The 18,568-nt window shown below is 41.1% G+C and carries 16 protein-coding genes; 12 read left to right on the forward strand and 4 right to left on the reverse strand.

Annotated features, from left to right (window positions below; genetic code table 11):
- The first annotated feature begins 53 nt into the window (after nt 1-53).
- The 3 genes from AUR67_RS04370 to AUR67_RS04380 all read left to right on the forward strand — a co-directional run bounded on the left by AUR67_RS04370 (nt 54) and on the right by AUR67_RS04380 (nt 4,048).
- The gene (locus tag AUR67_RS04370; protein ID WP_058584269.1) at nt 54-1,013 is read left to right on the forward strand and encodes a porin; all 960 of its coding nucleotides are present in this window, start codon (nt 54-56) and stop codon (nt 1,011-1,013) included.
- 57 nt (nt 1,014-1,070) lie between these two features.
- Nucleotides 1,071-2,501: an SLC13 family permease gene (locus AUR67_RS04375; RefSeq protein WP_058584394.1), complete on the forward strand. Its 1,431-nt coding sequence runs from the start codon at nt 1,071-1,073 to the stop codon at nt 2,499-2,501.
- Nucleotides 2,502-2,635: 134 nt separating this feature from the next.
- Nucleotides 2,636-4,048 carry a coniferyl aldehyde dehydrogenase gene (locus AUR67_RS04380; RefSeq protein ID WP_058584270.1) on the forward strand — a complete coding sequence of 471 codons (1,413 nt, stop codon included), beginning with the start codon at nt 2,636-2,638 and terminating at the stop codon, nt 4,046-4,048.
- Between the two features lie 18 nt (nt 4,049-4,066).
- Here AUR67_RS04380 and AUR67_RS04385 read toward each other — a convergent pair whose 3' ends face one another.
- Complete coding sequence (locus AUR67_RS04385) at nt 4,067-4,789, reverse strand: tetratricopeptide repeat protein (protein WP_058584271.1); 723 nt, start codon at nt 4,787-4,789, stop codon at nt 4,067-4,069.
- A gap of 545 nt (nt 4,790-5,334) precedes the next feature.
- Between AUR67_RS04385 and AUR67_RS04390 the strand changes: the two genes are divergently transcribed.
- On the forward strand, nt 5,335-6,183 hold the full coding sequence (locus AUR67_RS04390) for a DUF6279 family lipoprotein (protein WP_058584272.1): 849 nt from the start codon (nt 5,335-5,337) through the stop codon (nt 6,181-6,183).
- A gap of 217 nt (nt 6,184-6,400) precedes the next feature.
- The gene (locus AUR67_RS04395; protein WP_058584273.1) at nt 6,401-7,432 is read left to right on the forward strand and encodes a GGDEF domain-containing protein; all 1,032 of its coding nucleotides are present in this window, start codon (nt 6,401-6,403) and stop codon (nt 7,430-7,432) included.
- 10 nt (nt 7,433-7,442) lie between these two features.
- On the opposite strand, the gene AUR67_RS04400 is transcribed toward AUR67_RS04395, so the two are convergent.
- Nucleotides 7,443-8,387 carry a LysR family transcriptional regulator gene (locus AUR67_RS04400; RefSeq protein ID WP_055199166.1) on the reverse strand — a complete coding sequence of 315 codons (945 nt, stop codon included), beginning with the start codon at nt 8,385-8,387 and terminating at the stop codon, nt 7,443-7,445.
- A 118-nt stretch (nt 8,388-8,505) separates the two neighbouring features.
- On the opposite strand from AUR67_RS04400, the gene AUR67_RS04405 reads away from it, so the two are divergent.
- The 7 genes from AUR67_RS04405 (at nt 8,506) to ppiC (ending at nt 16,697) form a co-directional block, all read left to right on the forward strand.
- Nucleotides 8,506-9,672, forward strand: coding sequence for an efflux RND transporter periplasmic adaptor subunit (locus tag AUR67_RS04405; RefSeq protein WP_058584274.1), 1,167 nt, complete (start codon nt 8,506-8,508; stop codon nt 9,670-9,672).
- Between the two features lie 6 nt (nt 9,673-9,678).
- Nucleotides 9,679-12,825, forward strand: a complete 3,147-nt coding sequence (locus AUR67_RS04410) for an efflux RND transporter permease subunit (protein ID WP_058584275.1) — start codon at nt 9,679-9,681, stop codon at nt 12,823-12,825.
- Nucleotides 12,818-14,224: a TolC family protein gene (locus tag AUR67_RS04415; RefSeq protein WP_058584395.1), complete on the forward strand. Its 1,407-nt coding sequence runs from the start codon at nt 12,818-12,820 to the stop codon at nt 14,222-14,224. Before AUR67_RS04410 ends, AUR67_RS04415 begins: the two co-directional genes overlap by 8 nt.
- 13 nt (nt 14,225-14,237) lie before the next feature.
- On the forward strand, nt 14,238-15,260 hold the full coding sequence (locus tag AUR67_RS04420) for a zinc-binding dehydrogenase (RefSeq protein ID WP_058584276.1): 1,023 nt from the start codon (nt 14,238-14,240) through the stop codon (nt 15,258-15,260).
- Nucleotides 15,261-15,262: 2 nt separating this feature from the next.
- Entirely contained in the window at nt 15,263-15,661 is a 399-nt protein-coding gene (locus AUR67_RS04425; RefSeq protein WP_268801417.1) for a thiol-disulfide oxidoreductase DCC family protein, read from the forward strand.
- Nucleotides 15,662-15,722: 61 nt separating this feature from the next.
- A complete protein-coding gene (locus tag AUR67_RS04430; RefSeq protein WP_058584277.1) occupies nt 15,723-16,355 on the forward strand; it encodes a lysoplasmalogenase in 633 nt (210 codons plus the stop codon).
- A gap of 63 nt (nt 16,356-16,418) precedes the next feature.
- Nucleotides 16,419-16,697, forward strand: a complete 279-nt coding sequence (ppiC, locus tag AUR67_RS04435) for a peptidylprolyl isomerase PpiC (protein ID WP_054552145.1) — start codon at nt 16,419-16,421, stop codon at nt 16,695-16,697.
- Nucleotides 16,698-17,267: 570 nt separating this feature from the next.
- Here ppiC and AUR67_RS04440 read toward each other — a convergent pair.
- Both AUR67_RS04440 and AUR67_RS04445 read right to left on the reverse strand, forming a co-directional pair.
- Nucleotides 17,268-17,546, reverse strand: coding sequence for a hypothetical protein (locus AUR67_RS04440; protein WP_058584278.1), 279 nt, complete (start codon nt 17,544-17,546; stop codon nt 17,268-17,270).
- Between the two features lie 116 nt (nt 17,547-17,662).
- Entirely contained in the window at nt 17,663-18,157 is a 495-nt protein-coding gene (locus AUR67_RS04445; RefSeq protein WP_058584279.1) for a hypothetical protein, read from the reverse strand.
- Between the last annotated feature and the right edge of the window lie 411 nt (nt 18,158-18,568).

The following is an 18,568-nucleotide window of genomic DNA, read 5'->3' on the forward strand; positions in this document are numbered from 1 at the left end:
CAACTTGCCTTAATAGTTAGGAACAACAATTTGAACCTAATAAGGGGCGCATAATGACAACAATATTCACTCATACAAAAACACGCGTAGCGGCGGCTGTGATTTTAGCGAGCACAGCTGGCTCAGCAATGGCAGCAGACTACGCGGTATACGGTAAAGCAGAAGTTCAAATAGCAAACACAGATACAGGCGTTATGCGTTATGCAGATGAAGGTACGCAAATAGAAGCACCTTTTTCTCGTATTGGTATTAAAGGTAGCCACAAACTAACTGAGTCGCTCAAAGCAGTATTCAAATATGAAGTACAAGTAAAAGGTTTTGAACATGACGATACCAGCGAGCCATTTTCAGCTCGTAATACTTACTTAGGGCTTGCAGGCGATTTTGGTGAAGTGGTTGTAGGTCGTAACGACACTCGTTTTAAATACTCAGAAGGTAAAGTAGACGGTTTTAACGAAACCCAAGCAGATATTGCACAGCTGATCCCAGGTCAAGACCGTATCGGCGATACCATTACCTACAGCTCAAAAACATACGGAGGCGCATCACTTGCACTAACTTATGCACCAAAAGATGACAGTAGCAACGATGAAGATGGCTTTGCGGCAACGGTTATTTATGGTGACCGTGCATTAAAATCTAAAGACTATTATGTTGCTATCAGCCATGTTGATGCACTTAACAAGTTGACGGCAAGCCGTGTGGTTGCAGCATGGAAACTTGAAAACTTACAGTTAGCTGGTTTATTCCAGCGCAGCGAATCAACCGACGGTACGAAAGAAGGTAATGGCTATGCACTTAGCGCAAGCTATGCAATCGATAAATGGGTACCTAAGCTGCAATATGTTAAAGACGACTCAAAAATTCGCCATGCTGAAGAAGGTAAACAATGGACAGCAGGTGTTGACTATGTTTTTGATAAACAAACCACAGCATACTTATTCTATACTGATTTAGATTTAGAACTTGAATCAGATAACAGCGTTGCAATTGGCCTTAAATACAAGTTCTAAGGAGTCGGTATGTCATTAGTAAATCAAACAAAAGATGGCTCACAGCCACGCCCATTAATGAGCACAGTGATGTTACTACTGGGCCCATTAGTGATGTTATTAACTTGCTTAATCGATCCACCAGCGGGTATGAGTGTATCAGCACTACGTACCGCAGGCCTTGCATTTTGGATGGCTTCTTGGTGGGTAAGCGAAGTTGTGCCAATTCCTGCTACTTCATTATTGCCACTGGTTATATCACCTCTTGCTGGCATTGCAGCAATCAAAGGGGTCGCGTCACCTTATGCACACCCTTTGATCTTTTTATTCTTAGGCGGCTTTTTGATCTCAATCGCGATGGAGCGTTGGGGTTTACATAAGCGTATTGCACTTAATACCATGCTTCGTGCTGGTACTAAGCCTAGCCTACAAATTTTAGCCATGATGTTAGTAACGGCATTTTTATCAATGTGGATGTCAAACACAGCAACTGCTGTGATGATGTTACCAATTGCTATGTCGATTACTATGTTGGTTAAACAGTCTAACCCTGAAAATGATCAATTTGGTAAAGCATTGTTATTATCAATCGCTTATGGTGCAAGTATCGGTGGTATTGCTACTTTAATTGGTACCCCACCAAATGCACTTATGGCTGCGTATTTATCAGACAGCTACAAAATTGATATTGGCTTTGCTGAGTGGATGAAAGTAGGTGTACCTCTTGCAACTGTTATGCTGGCTTTATGTTGGGTTTGGTTAACTAAGTTTGCCTATAAAGTAGATACAGATTGTGCCAAAGCTGCAAGTAAAGATACTAAGTCGTTATTCTTGTCGCAGTTACAAGAGCTTGGTGCAATGCAGCGCGCTGAAAAAGGCGTAGCAGCCGTGTTCGTTTTAGCGGCAGTATGCTGGATCTTCAGACCTGTACTTGCCGACTTATCGGGCTTAAAAATCTCTGATACGGGTATTGCTATTGCGGCAGCATTATTATTGTTCGTGTTACCAGCAAACAAAGGTGATGGTGAGCGTATTCTTGATTGGGAAAGTGCCGCTAAAGTACCGTGGGGCGTGTTGCTTCTATTCGGTGGTGGTTTAACACTGGCTGCGCAAATCAAATCTTCAGGCTTAGCTGAATATATTGCTCACATGATTGAAGGGGCGAGTGCAATTCCATTGGTATTAAGTGTTCTAGCAGTGGCAACCTTAATTACTTTCTTAACTGAGATCACTAGTAACACAGCTACAGCGGCCGGTTTCTTACCACTATTAGGCCCTGTTGCTGAGTCAGTATTTGGTACACCGCTGGTATGGGTCATTCCTGCGGCTATTGCGTGTAGCTGTGCGTTTATGATGCCAGTTGCGACACCGCCTAATGCGATAGTGTTCGGCTCTGGGCAAATTCAAATGCGCGATATGATCCGCTCTGGCTTTGCACTGAACATAATTGCTATTGCGATGATCACGGTAGTTACGATGACTATTGCCGCAGTGGTATTTGGTTTTTAGTTAAGCCTTTAAGTTTTCAACCTATTCCAACCAATAACAGCGCTCACTATGAGCGCTGTTTTTACATTTATTAAGTTGCTCAGATAAATATAGCTAGTTATAGTGGATAAAATCGTTTATCAAGAGATGATGTTTTGACTGATATACACGCACAATTACAGAGTGAATTTATAAAACTCAACGATGCTTTTTTGGCCGAGCCTTATTTAGCCATTGATCAGCGTATAAAGCTTTTAAAAACGATTAAATCCCGCCTAATTGAAAATGAGCAAGCCTTAGTTGCAGCAACAAGTAAAGACTTTGGTTACCGTACCGAGTTCGATACGGTACTGGGTGACTTATTGCCAACGGTAAAATCATTAACTGACACCATAAAGCGCTTACCTAAATGGTCACGAAACGAATCACGCAGTGTGGGTATCAGTTTATGGCCTTCATCGGCACATATTCATTACCAACCTAAAGGAGTCGTGGGTGTTATTGCACCTTGGAATTACCCCATTCAATTAGCATTAGTACCGGCTCTTAGCGCATTAGCGGCGGGTAATCGCGTGATGTTAAAACTAAGCGAATTTACCCCACATACTAATGCTGTTATTAAGCAGATAATGGACGGTGACGTTGCTGAGCACTGCATTATTGTTGAAGGCGAAGCCGACACAGCCGCCTCTTTTTGTGATTTACCTTTTGCTCATTTACTATTTACTGGCTCAACTTCAGTAGGGCGTAAAGTGATGCAAGCGGCCAGTAAAAACCTCACCCCAGTGACCCTTGAGTTAGGCGGTAAATCACCGGTTGTGATTCTTGATGATGTGAATATCAAAGAGGCTGCAAAAACCCTGTTATTTGGCAAGTTAAACAACGCAGGGCAAATATGTGTCGCGCCTGATTATGTGTTTGTGCCCAAAAAACTTGAGCATCAGTTAGTGTTGCAGCTATGCGAGCTGTATAAAAAGCATTTTAAACAAGGTGTTGAAGGTAAAAACCTAACGTCTATTGTCTCTGATAGGCAATACCAACGTTTAATTGCGACATTAAATGATGCAAAAGACAAAGGGGCTCAAGTGTTTGAGCCAATAGAAGGGCATCAAATCGATGAACTTAAACATCGCATGGGTTTGCATATTTTAACGCAAGTAAATGACGATATGCAGGTAATGCAAGATGAGATCTTTGGTCCTTTACTGCCTATTGTGAGTTATGAATCACTGCAACAGGTGATTGACACTATCAACGCCGATTCATCACCTCTTGCCTTATACATTTTGGGTCATGACAAAGACAAAATCAGTAAGTTAAGTTCATCAATCAGAAGTGGTACATTGGCAATTAACGATGTACTGATGCAGGTAACAGCAGATCAGTTACCGTTTGGTGGTATTGGTGAGTCAGGGATGGGGCACTATCATGGCATTGAAGGCTTTAAAACCTTTAGCCACGCACGAAATACCCTAGTATCAGGTAAGTTTAATCCACGTACCAGCTTATTGTTAAAGCAAAATAAGTCGCTGATCAAATTATTAAAATGGATGTACTTGCGCCGTTAAGCGCAAGTACACTGCTTGTTATAGACGCCCGTCAGGTGCGTATAAACCAGCCTGAATTTTTGCATAAATCGCGTCTGCTTTTTCTTTCGCAGCTTCAATTTCTGCAGGCATCATATTGCGCTCATCAAGCTTACGGCTATGGCTTGCATCCATGTTGCCGTTGTATTCAGCAATGGTATTCCAAATATATGATTTCTCGAGGTTCTTAGGAACACCTAAACCCTCGTAATACATCAATGCCATATTAAACTGAGCAAGAGTAAAGTTATTTGCTGCCGCTTTTTGGTACCAGCTGAGCGCTGTACGGTAATCTTGAATTACCCCTTCACCATTGGCGTACATAACCCCTAAATTAAACTGAGCTGCTGGGTGATTTTTTTGTGATGCCATTTCAAATAGTGAAATCGCTTTTTCTTTATCAAGTTTGACACCTTTACCTTCTTGATAAAGTACACCCAATGCGAACATTGAATCAGCATGTACTTTTTTTACTGCCTTCTCGTACAACTCTGCCGCTTTTTGGTAGTTGCGTTTTACACCAAAACCACCTTCATACATTTTAGCAAGCTCATACATTGCAGGGGCATAACCTCTGTCTGCAAGGTAATTAAATTCATGAAGTGCTTCTTCAAAACGACCTTCATTCGCCGCTAATTGGGCATCTTCAAGACTGGCATTTGCTAAAGGTGACAAGATTAACGTGCTAGCGAGCAATAGTGTTTTAAAATTAGGCTTGATCATAGTCTGCCTCCAAATGTGTGTTAGGTATCAATAGCAAAGCATTGAGCTATTGATAAAATGCATTGCCAAACAGCCACTGAGCAAAACATCACTTTTAGTTTAGCCCTAACAGCTGCAAATGCCCAATTTATAGACAGCGGCAAGCTTTGCAATTAACAAGTAGGCTTAAGATACAGATTTTACAGAAAATTTAAAGAAATAAAAAAAGCCCGTAGCGGGCTTTTTCGTGTCATATCTACCGTCACCGATATGAGCAATGTAGCAAGTAAAGTGTAACGTTTTATGTCTATGTTTGGGTCGAGGAAACAGGTGACAATCAAGAGTTACGTCTTGAACTAACTTGGTTAAACAGCATCAAAGCCTTTAACAGCATGATGATGTCGTGAGAATTGTTTAATTAACCAAGTTGTTGATAACGATTATTACTTAGGTTTAGCTGTTCGTCAATACCTAAATGATAATTAATTTCATTTAATTGCTATTGCTGAATATTTGTTCTCGGTGGTATGTTTACTTTGTTTTTAACAGGATTTGAAAAAACTACAATGAAAAAGCTATCAAAGTATCTAATCGTATTTAGTTTGTTATTCACAGCTGCTGGGTGTTCTCCTAGCTTCACTTACAATAACTTAGGCTGGTTATCAGGGTTTTGGATTGATGATTATGTTGACCTAGACAGCGACCAAACTGATAAATTTAAGCATATCGTCAAAACCAGCCGCGATTGGCATCGAGAAACACAACTCCCTCTATACAAACGTGATCTTGAAAGCTTAAAGGCCATGTTAGATAAGCAAGTTGATCATAACGAACTTAAAGAACACTTCGTACAAGCAAAGCAGCATTGGCAAACGCTGGTTGATAAAATCGAGCCTGAACTTATTGATTTAGCAAACTCTCTTTCATATGAACAGCGAGTTGAATTTGTTGCTGCACTGCAAGAAAACATTAATGATGAGTACAAAGAACACGAAGAGAAATCGCCTGAGCAACATAAAAAAGAACGTTTAGAAGAAAACCTTGAAAACTACAAAGAGTGGTTCGGTACCAAGCTATCTGCACAGCAACAAACATTGATAGAGAACTCATCAAATACTCGAGTCAGTACATTTTTACTGTGGATGCAATACAAACAAAAGCGTTTAGACACATTAAAAACGCTGTTTATGCAAAAGCAAAAACCAGCAGACTTTAACCAACAACTTGCTGTTATCATTAATGATCGTTATTCCTTTATGAGCGATGAGTTAATTGCCGCCGATGACAAAAATCTTGATAACTACATTAACTTGTTATTAGAACTAAAGCCTACATTAACCGATAAACAACGCCGTAATATTCACGATGAGTTTGATGAGTTAATTGAAGAGGTAAGTGACTTGATTGATGATTAGGTGCTAGTTACTAGGTGTACATTGGCGCGATGTAAAATCGCTGCTACTTAGCACCTTTTAGCACAGTTTATTATTTGAAAATAAAAGTTAAAAAGCATTAGTTTTTCTGGTGTTTATGTAAACGTTTGCATTTTTATGCAAGTTTACTTAATAACTTGTTCCTAAATTTATTGTTTCGCGTTAAAATTAGGCAACTTAAACAATAACGAGAAACCTGATGGATATTGGGGCGCTAAGAGGCACTCAGGCTTTACGAAATAACGTTCTTAAATGGATGGGCTTTTGTTTGGGTGTATTGGCTGGCGTGTTCGCGGTTTTTAATCTATTTATAAATGACTTTGTAGTTCTAGGTGCGTTAGAAGTCGTCTTTGCTTCGTTTTGTTTTTATATATTTTTTTATACCCGAAAACGCAATGGTCATCTTTGGCAGTCTCTTACCTTATGCGTGTTTTTAACACTACTTATCACGTTAGGTACTTACCTTAGTAATATAAAAAGTTTGTTGTTCATTTGGACGTGCTCACTACCGGTTTTATTTTATCTGTTATTAGGTAAGCAATACGGCAAAGTTTTGTCGCTTCTAGTGGCTGTAGTGCAAGGGGTTGTTCTATTAACCAAGCCAAGTCTTGAACCACTCAATAGTGTCAACTTTTTACTCAATTTTTCATTCACTTACATAAGTATATGGGCAGTCTCTCATACCTTTGAAAATAGCCGTGCACAATATGGTAAGCGGCTTGAGAACTTAGCGTTACTAGACCCTTTAACCGGAGCTGGTAACCGCTTAGCGATGACCCATTATTTTGAAGTTGAGCTAAAAAACAAAAATGGTTTGTTCATCTTAATGCTCGACCTTGATTACTTTAAGAATATAAATGATCAATATGGCCATGAAGTGGGCGATCGCATTTTAATTGATGTAACCAGTTTCTTTAGACAGCGTATTAACAGAGGCTATGTTTTTCGTATTGGTGGTGAGGAGTTTGCTATTTTCTTACCTGATAGCGACCCGCAGAGTGCATATGAATTTGCAGATATGCTGCGCGAGCAGTTATCAACGACTATCCACAACATTGATGAGGAAGCAATCAATCTGACCATTAGTATTGGTGTTGCTTGCTACATGCCAAACCAAACCCTTAAAAACTTTATTAAGCGTGCTGACGATGCGCTATACCAAGCCAAACAGCAAGGTCGAAATAGAGTGGTAGCGGCTTATGAGTTAAGCCAACAAAATAAAGCAGGTTAGCGTTTTAAACTTAACCTTTGTACATAGTATCAAAGTCAGGAATGTTTGCTTCCCATACTGGAATATCTTTGCCTATGTATTCACGCATAGCATCAAAGAATAAACGTGTTCTTACTGGTAAGTCTCTGTGTGGGTAAACCGCATACACCGCGCTGTAATCGAGTAATTCCATATCGGTTAAAATTGGCACGAGATCGCCACGTTTTACTTCGTCATCAAGAATAAAGGCCGGTGCTAAAACATAAGCATTGCCTGAAATTGCCTTCATCAAAAGTACTTCGGCATCGTTCGCACGAAAGACGCTTTTGATATTTTGTTCAATAATATCGCCATCGGCATTACGATAACGAATACCGCCAATGCGTTTACTTGGGCTTGAATAGCTAGCTGCAGGTAGCTCTTTTAAGTCTTCAACATGTTTGGGCATACCGTATGTTTCAATAAACTCAGGTGAAGCCAACAGCAACATGCGGTTGCGGGCAATTTTACGAGCAATGAATGATGAGTCTTTTGGTTCGCCAACACGAAACGCCAAATCATAGCCTTCTGATACTAAATCAATCAGCCTGTCGTCTAAACGAAGCTCTACTTCAACTTGCGGAAAACGTTTTTGAAAGTCGTTAATTACCGGCTGAATATAACGCTTACCGATAATACTTGATGAGGTAATTTTTAACGTACCACGGGGTTCTTGGTGGTAATTCTCTGCAAGTCTTACGGTATCTGATAACAAATCTCTCAGTTCAGCTGCTTTTTTTACCATTTCAGCGCCTGCGGCAGTCAACGAAAAAGATCGCGTAGTACGATTAAGTAAACGCACCCCTAATTCATCTTCAAGACGGCTAATTTGTTTTGAAATGACTGAGCGGTCTATATTTCTAGACTCTGCAGCCTTTGCAAATGAGCCTCGTTCAATCACTTCAAGCAACATTAATAAGCGGCTGGTGGTATCCATAGCAGTTCCTCAAACTTTATTGGTGCCATTCTGGCATTAATGAATTTAAAAATCTATCATTTTTATCCGCTAATTAGTTCCGTAACATTGTCTCCAATCTATTAACAGGAGAGTCGTGATGAACAAATCTATTCTTGCAGTGGCAGTGACCATTGCGAGCTTAACCCTTGCAGGGTGTGGCACAGAAGCAAATCAAGCAGCGCAGCAGCAACATTTACAACCTATTGATGTAGCAAAAGTACTTGTTAAACCAGTGCAAAATTGGCACACATATACAACGCGTTTAGAAGCACCACAAGAAGTTGCGCTTATGCCGCGTGTTTCGGGTGTTATCGATAAAATTAACTTTAAAGAAGGTGACAGCGTTAAAGAAGGTGATTTGCTTTTCACCCTTGATGCTCGTCCTTTTGCAGCCGTAGTCGATAGCTTAAAAGCGCAAATCGAAAGTGCTAAGGCGGCACTTGAGCAAGCTAAAAGTGAAGCAAAACGCGCAGAACGCTTAACTGAGCGAAAAGCGATTTCAACGGAGCAAGCTGAGTCTCGTAAATCAACACTAAGACAACGCGAAGCGCAATTGTTAGCTCTACAGGCTGAGCTTACTGCCGCAGAGCTTGATTTAGCATTTACGCAAGTGCGCTCGCCAATTGATGGCATTGTATCTCGCGCTAACATCACCAAAGGTAACAATGTTCTTGCAGGTCAAAGCGTATTAACAAGCATTGTTTCAAACCAGCAAATGTATGCTTATTTTGATATTGATGAGCGCACGTGGAATCGGTCATTTGCTGATGTCACAGCGCAAAGTGAACAAGCGGTTGTGATGCAAAAACTGGGTCAAACCAGCTTTAACTACAATGGCAAAATCAACTTCATTGATAACCAAATCAACGAAACTACCGGCACTCTTCGTGTACGTGCAGTGTTTGAAAACGATGAACAACAATTACGTGCAGGTTCATTTGCTCGTATCAAGCTTGCTGCCAATAAAGTGAGCGAAAAAGTCATCGTGCCAGAACGTTCAATTGGTACTGATTTAAAGAATCGCTTTGTACTTACCGTAGGTGAAGGCAATGTTCTTGAATATAAATTAGTGACTGTGGGTGAGCGTTACGGCAGCTTACGAGCGATTACGTCAGGTCTAAATGAAAATGATGTGATTGCTGTGAATGGCCCGGCGCGTGTTGGTCCTGGTATGCCAATTTCACCAAACACAGTCACTATTAATAGCGATGGAATTGCATTCACTCTTTCAAATAATCACTCAGATTTGGTTGCTAAACAGTAGGTCAAAATGAAATTTTCACACTTTTTTATCCAGCGACCCATCTTTGCAGCGATGCTGTCGCTTATATTTCTCATCGCAGGGGCAATTTCGTTATTTCAATTGCCAGTGAGTGAGTACCCAGAGGTTGTACCGCCAACTGTTGTTGTGACGGCAAGTTACCCGGGTGCAAACCCAACAGTGATTGCTGAAACGGTAGCGACGCCGCTTGAGCAAGAAATCAATGGTACAGAAAACATGTTGTATATGTTTTCTCAAGCGACCAGTGATGGCCGTATGACTTTAACAGTTACCTTTGCATTAGGGACTGATTTAGACCGTGCGCAAGTACAAGTGCAAAACCGTGTTAACAGTGCGCTTCCTCGCTTACCGCAAGAAGTTCAGCGTTTAGGTGTTGTAGCTGAAAAATCATCACCAGATTTAACCATGGTGGTGCATTTGTATTCGCCTGAAAAAACGCATGATACGACCTACTTAGCGAACTATGCTGATTTGTATATCAAAGACCAAATAGCGCGTTTAGGCGGTGTGGGTGATGTACGTTTGTTTGGTGGTGGCCAGTACTCAATGCGTGTTTGGCTTAACCCTGATGCGTTATCGGCACGTGACTTAACAGCCATGGACGTCGTAAATGCATTACGCGCGCAGAACCAACAAGTTGCTGCAGGTAGTTTAGGTGCACAACCAACTTCGAAAAGTAATCAATTTCAAATTCTAATGAATGTAAAAGGGCGCTTAAGCTCACAAGAAGAATTTGAAAATGTGATCATCAAAGTAGGTGAGCAAGGTCAGCTTACACGTTTAAGTGATGTTGCACGCCTTGAATTAGGCCAAGACACTTATGCACTAAGAGCGATGTTAGATGGTCAACCAGCACTTGCTATGCCTGTTTTCCAACGCCCAGGTTCTAATGCGATAGAGCTTTCTGATCAAGTGCGTGAAACCATGAAAGTATTATCAAAAGACTTTCCGGCAGGTGTTGAATACGACATTGTTTATGACCCAACTGTATTCGTACGCGGCTCAATTGATGCTGTTATTAAAACGCTACTAGAGGCAATCGCGTTAGTGGTTATTGTTGTTGTGGTGTTCTTACAAACATGGCGTGCATCGGTTATCCCATTGATTGCGGTACCGGTATCATTAATTGGTACGTTTGCGGTAATGCAATGGCTTGGTGTGTCGATTAATACATTATCGCTATTCGGCTTGGTTCTTGCCATTGGTATTGTTGTTGATGATGCCATCGTGGTGGTTGAAAACGTTGAACGTAATATCGAGCAAGGCTTATCACCACTTGAAGCAACCCGTGTCGCGATGACCGAAGTAACAGGGCCAATTATTGCCATTGCACTCGTACTGTGTGCGGTATTTATTCCTACGGCTTTCATTACGGGGTTATCTGGTCAATTTTATAAGCAATTTGCTTTAACTATTACTATTTCAACGGTTATCTCAGCGTTTAACTCGTTAACACTATCGCCTGCGTTATCGGCGCTATTATTAAAAGGTCATGATGCAAAACCAGACCGTTTAACTAAGTTATTAAACCGTGTATTCGGTAACTGGTTATTTAAACCTTTTAACCGCTTGTTTGATAAAGGCGCAAATGGCTACGAAAAGCTGGTACAAAAGCTAATTCGTATGAGTGTAATTGTATTAGTCGCTTATGTTGCACTTGTTGGTGGCACAGTTAAATTGTTCGATGCTGTACCAGGTGGCTTTATTCCACAGCAAGATAAACAATATTTAGTGGCTGTTGCACAGTTACCCGATGCGGCAAGCTTAGATAGAACTCAAGAAGTCGTGCAAGAAATGGAACAAATTGCATTACAAGTACCGGGTGTTGCAAACACAGTATCGTTTCCTGGTTTATCTGTGAATGGTTTCACTAATAGCCCTAATAGCGGCATTATGTTTACTCCACTTGCACCTTTTGAAGAGCGCCAAGATCCGAGTATGTCAGCAATGGCAATTGCGGCTCAATTAAATCAAAAGTTTGCGACTATTGATGAAGCGTTTGTTGCGGTATTCCCGCCACCGCCAATTCAAGGTTTAGGGACAACAGGTGGCTTTAAACTACAAATTGAAGACCGTGCTAACAAAGGCTTTGAGGCACTCTTTAATAGCTTGCAAGCAACCATTGCTAAAGCACAGCAAGATCCTGCGCTAATGGGCCTTTACTCAACCTTTAGAATTCAAGTACCACAAATGGATATCGACATTGACCGCGAGCAAGCGCTTATTCAAGGTATTCCACTCGATGAAGTATTTAATGCCTTACAAGTGTACTTAGGTTCTGTGTACGTGAATGACTTTAATTTGTTTGGTCGTACTTATCAGGTCAATGCGCAAGCTGATGCCGATTACCGCCAAGATCCAGATCAAATATTGAATCTTAAAGTACGTAACCGTATGGGTGAGATGGTGCCATTAGGCTCTGTATTAACGGTCACGCCAACAACAGGCCCAGATCGTGTAATGCACTATAACGGTTATCCAACAGCTGAACTAAATGGTAGCCCAGCGCCAGGTTATAGCTCAGACCAAGCACAGCATGCGATTGAAGCAATCCTTGCCGATACATTACCAAATGGTATCGAGTTTGAATGGACAGAAGTAACGTATCAGCAAATATTAGCAGGTAATACCATGGTGTATGTTTTCCCACTGGTTGTATTGCTTGTGTTCATGGTACTTGCTGCGCAATACGAGAGCTTAAGATTACCACTGGCTATTATTTTGATTGTGCCTATGACGATTTTCTCTGCCTTGTTAGGTGTGTGGCTTGTTGGTGATGACAACAACATCTTCACGCAAATCGCATTAATCGTACTGGTTGCACTGGCAAGTAAAAATGCAATCTTGATGGTTGAGTTTGCACGAGATCAGCATAAAACGGGGCTGTCTCATCTTGAAGCCATTATTAAAGCGTGTCGCTTACGACTTCGCCCAATATTAATGACGTCAATTGCCTTTACGGCAGGCGTTGTACCCCTTGTTTTAGCAACAGGTGCTGGTGCAGAGATGCGTCATGCCATGGGTAACGCAGTGTTCTCGGGCATGATTGGTGTAACCGTGTTTGGCTTATTGTTCACCCCGGTATTTTATATGTTAGTAACTAAAAAATCGCAGAAGGAGCAACATGATGCATAAGCCTCTTCATGCAATCTTTAAACATGGCAAACTAGTTAGTGCAATGCTGTTAGCCGGAGCACTGACAGGCTGCGCACAAAGCGTCGATATGCAAGAGCAGCAAGTGAGCCTGACACAATTTGTTAGCGATACACAAATTGGTGAACAAAACGAAGGTGCGAGCGAAAATAATTGGTGGCGCCGTTTAGATTCAGCGCAGTTAAACAACTTGGTGACTGATGCATTAGCAATGAATCACGACCTAAAAACCAGTCAACTTCAACTTGATGCAGCCATTGCCCGTTTAGGTGCAGCCCGCGCGGATTATTATCCGCAGGGCAGCCTAAGCGTAGGCGCAGAGCGCAGCAGCTTAGATGGCGCAATTACGCGCCAATCAAACGCTGGTGTTAATGTTAATTGGCAGCTTGATTTGTTTGGTCGTATTACAGCGCTGGTGGATGCAGCTAATGCGGGTGCATTAAACCAAGCAGAGCAGCTAAGAGCATTACAGGTTGAAGTGGTTTCAGCCGTAGTGCAAGGCTATGTGAGCTATCAAGGTAATGTGCAAAAGCAAGCTATCATTGAGATGCAAATCGAGGCGCTTGAGCAAAGTATTGATGTGCTCAAAGCGCGAGTAGAAGAGGGGGTTGCGAATGAGCTTGATCTTAACCGTACTCTTGCGCAGTTAAAGCAGCAACAAGCGCTTATTCCTGAGCTTAGTTATTTGCAATATCGTGACCTCGCAACCCTTGCGGTACTAACTGGTCGACTTGCAAGCGACATAACCTTGATAGAAGAGCCTGAGTTATTAAGCCACGAATTTAGCGTGTCGTTTAATAAAGCCAGTGAAGCAATGGCACTCAGACCAGATATCACCAGTGCTTTGTATCAGTTTAGTCAGGCTTATTCGCTAAGTGTTGCCGCCTCAAAAGCACTTCTGCCAGATATTAGTTTGGCAGGGTTTGCAGGTGTGGTGAGCTTAACCAGTAATGACTTAGAAGATACTGTGCAACAATGGCAAGTAACACCAAAAGTTGAATGGTCATTGCTCAGCTATCCTGCATTATTAGCTCAGCGTGATGCACAGCAGTTTTTAAGTGAAGCCGCTTACAGTGACTATCAAAGTAAAGTATTAAAAGCCATTAGCGATAGTGAACTTACTTTACAAAGACTAGTCAAACAGCAGCAACAGTTAAGTTATGCTGATCAGCGTTTTAATTATGCGAATAAAGCATTTGGTCAAGCTCAAGCAATGTATCAAGAAGGACAAATTCCTTACTTAGAGTTGTTAGATGCGAGACAGGATGTTTTAATAGCGCAAGAGAACGCTGTTGATTCAACAATTGCTTCATTACAGGCCAAAGTAAGTGCTTATCAAGCGTTTAATGGTCGTTGGAGCTTTGAACTAAACAACCTTTAACCCAGAGTATTCAATGTCACATATTCAACAAACTACAGATCTTCCGTCAACAATGCGCGCGCTTGCACTGCTTGAGCCAAATGACGCGATTGCGTTATCTGAGCTGTCTGTGCCAGTACCGAGCCCTGAAGGCAATGAGCTCTTGATTAAAGTTGAATATGTGGGCTTAAATCATGGTGATGCCAACTTTGCAAAACAAGGTTTTTGCAAATGGCATTACCCCCATGTATTAGGCCATGATGCTGTTGGGGTGGTTGTTCAAGCAAATAAAGGTGTATTCCCAGGTGTGGGTGCTCGTGTCGTATGGCACGCCAGCCTTGGTGACCAAGGCGTGTTATCTGAATACACAACGGTACCAAACTATGCGGTATCGGTTGTGCCAGATAACGTATCACCGGCAGACGCTGCAACCTTACCTTGTTCAGGTATGACGGCATTAATTGCTCTTGATAAGTTGCAGCTAAGCGAAGGGGATTCACTGTTTATTGATGCAGGTGCAGGCGGCGTTGGCCAATTCGCTATTCAATTTGCTAAGCAACGTGGTGCAACCGTGTTTACCACTGCCAGCAAACATAATCATAAATTACTTAAGCAATTAGGTGCTGATGTTGTATTTGATTACAAAGACCCAAAACTTGAAGATAAAATTCGCCGTGAATTAGGTCCGCAAGGCTTTGATGCAGTGCTTGATTGTATTGGTGGCGATACCACTATTCGTAACGTTGAGCTAATGCGCTTTTGTGGCCGTATTGCTTGTTTAAATGAATTACCTAAATTTGAACAAGAACTGATGTTTAGACGCGCACCAAATATTGGCATTGTATCGTTAGGCGGAGCGTGGCTTGCAAATAGCTTATGTGCGCAGCAAAAGCTGAGCTTTATGGGTAACTTATTACTCGATAATGCAGCCCGTGGCGAGATCAAACTGCCACAAATTCATGCCGTTGATTTTACCGCAGAGGCTGTTTCAGCTGCTTTAAATAAACAACTTGCTGGTGGTTTTACCGGAAAACAAGTTGTGCAGGTAAGCGGTTAATCTTGCAAACTCACTGCCCAATCATACTGTTTGATGGTCAGTGCAATCTGTGCCATTTTTGTGTGCAGTTCATTCTTCGCTTTGATAAGCAAATAACCTTTAAGTTATGCCCAATGCAAAGCGATAAAGGTGAGCGTTTATTAAAGGCTTACAAAGTTAAAGATCCACTTTCCTCCATGTTAGTAATTGATAAAAACCAGCTATATAAACAAAGTGACGCTGTGTTATTTATCGCAACACAATTAGGTTTTCCTTTTTCTGTAGCTAAGGTGTTTAAGCTACTGCCAAAAGGTTTTCGCGATCGTATGTATGATTGGGTTGGTCGTAATCGTTATCGGTTTTTTGGCAAGCAAACACAGTGTAAGTTACTGACCGAAGAACAAAAGCAGCACTTTTTATAAACATTTAGAGTAAAGCTTGCTATTCTCGTTATTGGGAACAAACAACAACAATAATAAGAATATGAACATACTCTTTCTAATCTTTAGTTCGGTCTACATTGCTTTACTGCTATTACAACCAGCATTTCCTCAGCCTTTTTTGGCGCTATTTAAAACAATACCAATTGGCCTATTGATTGTGATGGTGTTAAAAGCACGCAGTCAGTTACAAAATCGCACTTTTATCACTTTATTATTAGCTCTTAGTTTTTCAGCACTAGGTGATGTGTTGCTAGCCCTTGATACGGGGCAACTGTTTATAGGCGGTTTAGCGGCATTTTTTGTTAGCCACGCTTTTTATATCATTACCATGTTGCCAATTAAAAACTGGCGACTAGACGTTGTATTTCTTTATCTATTTTTGGCTATCATCGTTTTTTGCTTATTCTATCCAAACTTAAATGACATGCTCATCCCTGTGCTTTTCTATATGTTGGTGCTCACCATAATGGCAAGCCTTACTTGGATGACTGATAAATCGAACGGTTTTTTAGTGTTAGGTGGGGCAGTGTTTGTAATATCAGACTCTATTCTTGGCCTTAACCGCTTTTATTTAGAGTTAGTGCATGCAGATATCGCAATAATGATAACGTATTACATTGCACAATTTTGTTTGGTGACAGGGTTTTTGCAGGCAACAAGTAAACATAAATAGCCGCAGTGGCTCAGTGTTGATTGCCGTGATAAAATACGCGCGTTTTAATTTTCGAGATTTTCCATGGCAAATACAGCGCACGCACTGCACATCCTTGTTAAGCACAAAGAACAAGCTGAAGACATTATCAAGCAACTTAAAAAAGGTGCTAAGTTTCAGACGCTAGCTAAAAAATATTCAACCTGTCCGTCGGGTAAAAAAGGCGGCGACTTAGGCGAGTTCAGACGTGGTCAAATGGTTCCACAGTTTGACAAAGTAGCATTCAGCGGCGAAATCTTAGAACCACATCTAGTTAAAACGCGCTTTGGTTGGCACGTAATCAAAGTGCTTTACAGAACGTAAAGTTTAAAGCCGTCTAAATAGTGTAAGACACGTGGTTAGCATCAAACTTTTCTTTTCAGTGAGTTAAAGCACTAGGTTTTAACTCATTTTTGGACAGAAATGAGTTAGAGCGGATGCGTGCTTTGTGCCAGAAACGGATGGTGAACTCTTGCCGTAAACGGCATTGTTAGGTGCGATTTTGATCAATATCATGACCACAGTTATAACAATTTGAAGATGGTAGACGATATTTGTAAAAGCCTTGTACTACTTGATTTCTAAAACACCTTTGGCAGGTATAACCTAAAGCTTTAATGACTAATAGAATACCGAGAACTATGCTACCGATGTAAAACGGGTTAACAAAGAAATTATCAACGCTTGTATATTGGAATTGATAGCCTATGACGCATAAAAATAACAAAATCAAATACATTTTAAACTGAACACTACGCTTCAATTTAACGCTCCTTCACTAAAGCACCTAACGCCCTGTTAATGGGCGGATTATGCTTGGCTAAAATTAGCGAAGAATGAGCGCCAGCCAAGCAGTAAGGCGTCCATTTTAAACAGCTTGTTAGGTTACGAACCTCAATCTACATTGTGATACTGTGCTGCTTGTTCGTAACAGTTAACACATACGACTGACATTTGATTAAACTCTCTGAATCTTTCTGTCATGCCGTCCTCTTCCTCTAAAACAACCTCACATTGATAACACCAAGCTTGAAGATCATTTGGAACGCTTGAATTTTCAATGAAACCGAGAGGCTCTCCCTCAGGTTTGACAAGATGACCACATAGTACGGCAGCCACCCGCTTTCCATGCTTACCGCAATCAATATACATCGGTTCTATATCTGTACTCATTAGTAACCTAACGCCCGAATAACGGGCAAAAATACGTAGGCTACAATACCAAGCGAAGCGCAGGGAGCCTACGTATTTTTGTCCCCAGCGAGCGCAGCGAGTGGTTAATGCGATTGTTATGTTTTTTGCCGATACAGCAATCCTAACGAACCTAAATACATAGTTTCAGTATAAATATCCCCTACCGCAAGTTGATTGTATGTATCACTGGTGATCTCAATTTCCAAAGGCTCACCCGAAGATCCGTTTAGAAAAGTGATATAGAAGGTTGGCTTACGATAATCATACTGATTTTTGCTTGTGATTCGACCTGACACCTCTACCGGTTTATGCAAGCCGATGCTATTTACTAAATAAATGTATCCGCCTCCAATCACAGAGCTATAACACATTGAAAGGGCGAGAATTCCCAAGTCCATTAACCGCGGTTTAAATGTTTTAGAACGAATTAAATAATAAGTCAGTAAGCCAATGAAAAGCGGTGATGAGATATAATAAACTGCCAATACGATGTGAGAATAATTGACCCCGACATTTGCGCCAAAAAGTACTCCCGTAAGAGTGAATATGATAAACACTAATAATATTAGTACTTTATAAAAACTTCTCACTCAATTTCCCTTTGAAACATAACATGTTTATAGCGAGCGAATCGCGCGTTTTTCTACCACTGCGTCGCTCGCTTTTCTGAATGAATCATTTGTAACAAACTTCTTAACTAATTGCCATTAATACTAAAATGCAGTAATTCTAGCTTTTGTCTCAGGACAAAAACGAGCGATTGGGTCGTTTTCCTGACTATGCAAGCAATATGCTTTGACGAAATAGAACAGTAATTTCGAACGGCTGAAGTTCGCTCTTTTGAGTCATGCGCCTAAACACGTTTAGGGGCAGAATCAAGGTATGGCTTATTTTCTGATTTTGAAACAGAGCCGAACTTAAGCACCAACTCATTTATATCCCAAAATGGTTTTCTACGAATAAGTTTATACACGACAAAAGTGCCTAGAGTACTTTTTAAA

Origin of the sequence: Pseudoalteromonas sp. XI10 (assembly GCF_001469895.1) — a bacterium.
Lineage (GTDB): Bacteria > Pseudomonadota > Gammaproteobacteria > Enterobacterales > Alteromonadaceae > Pseudoalteromonas.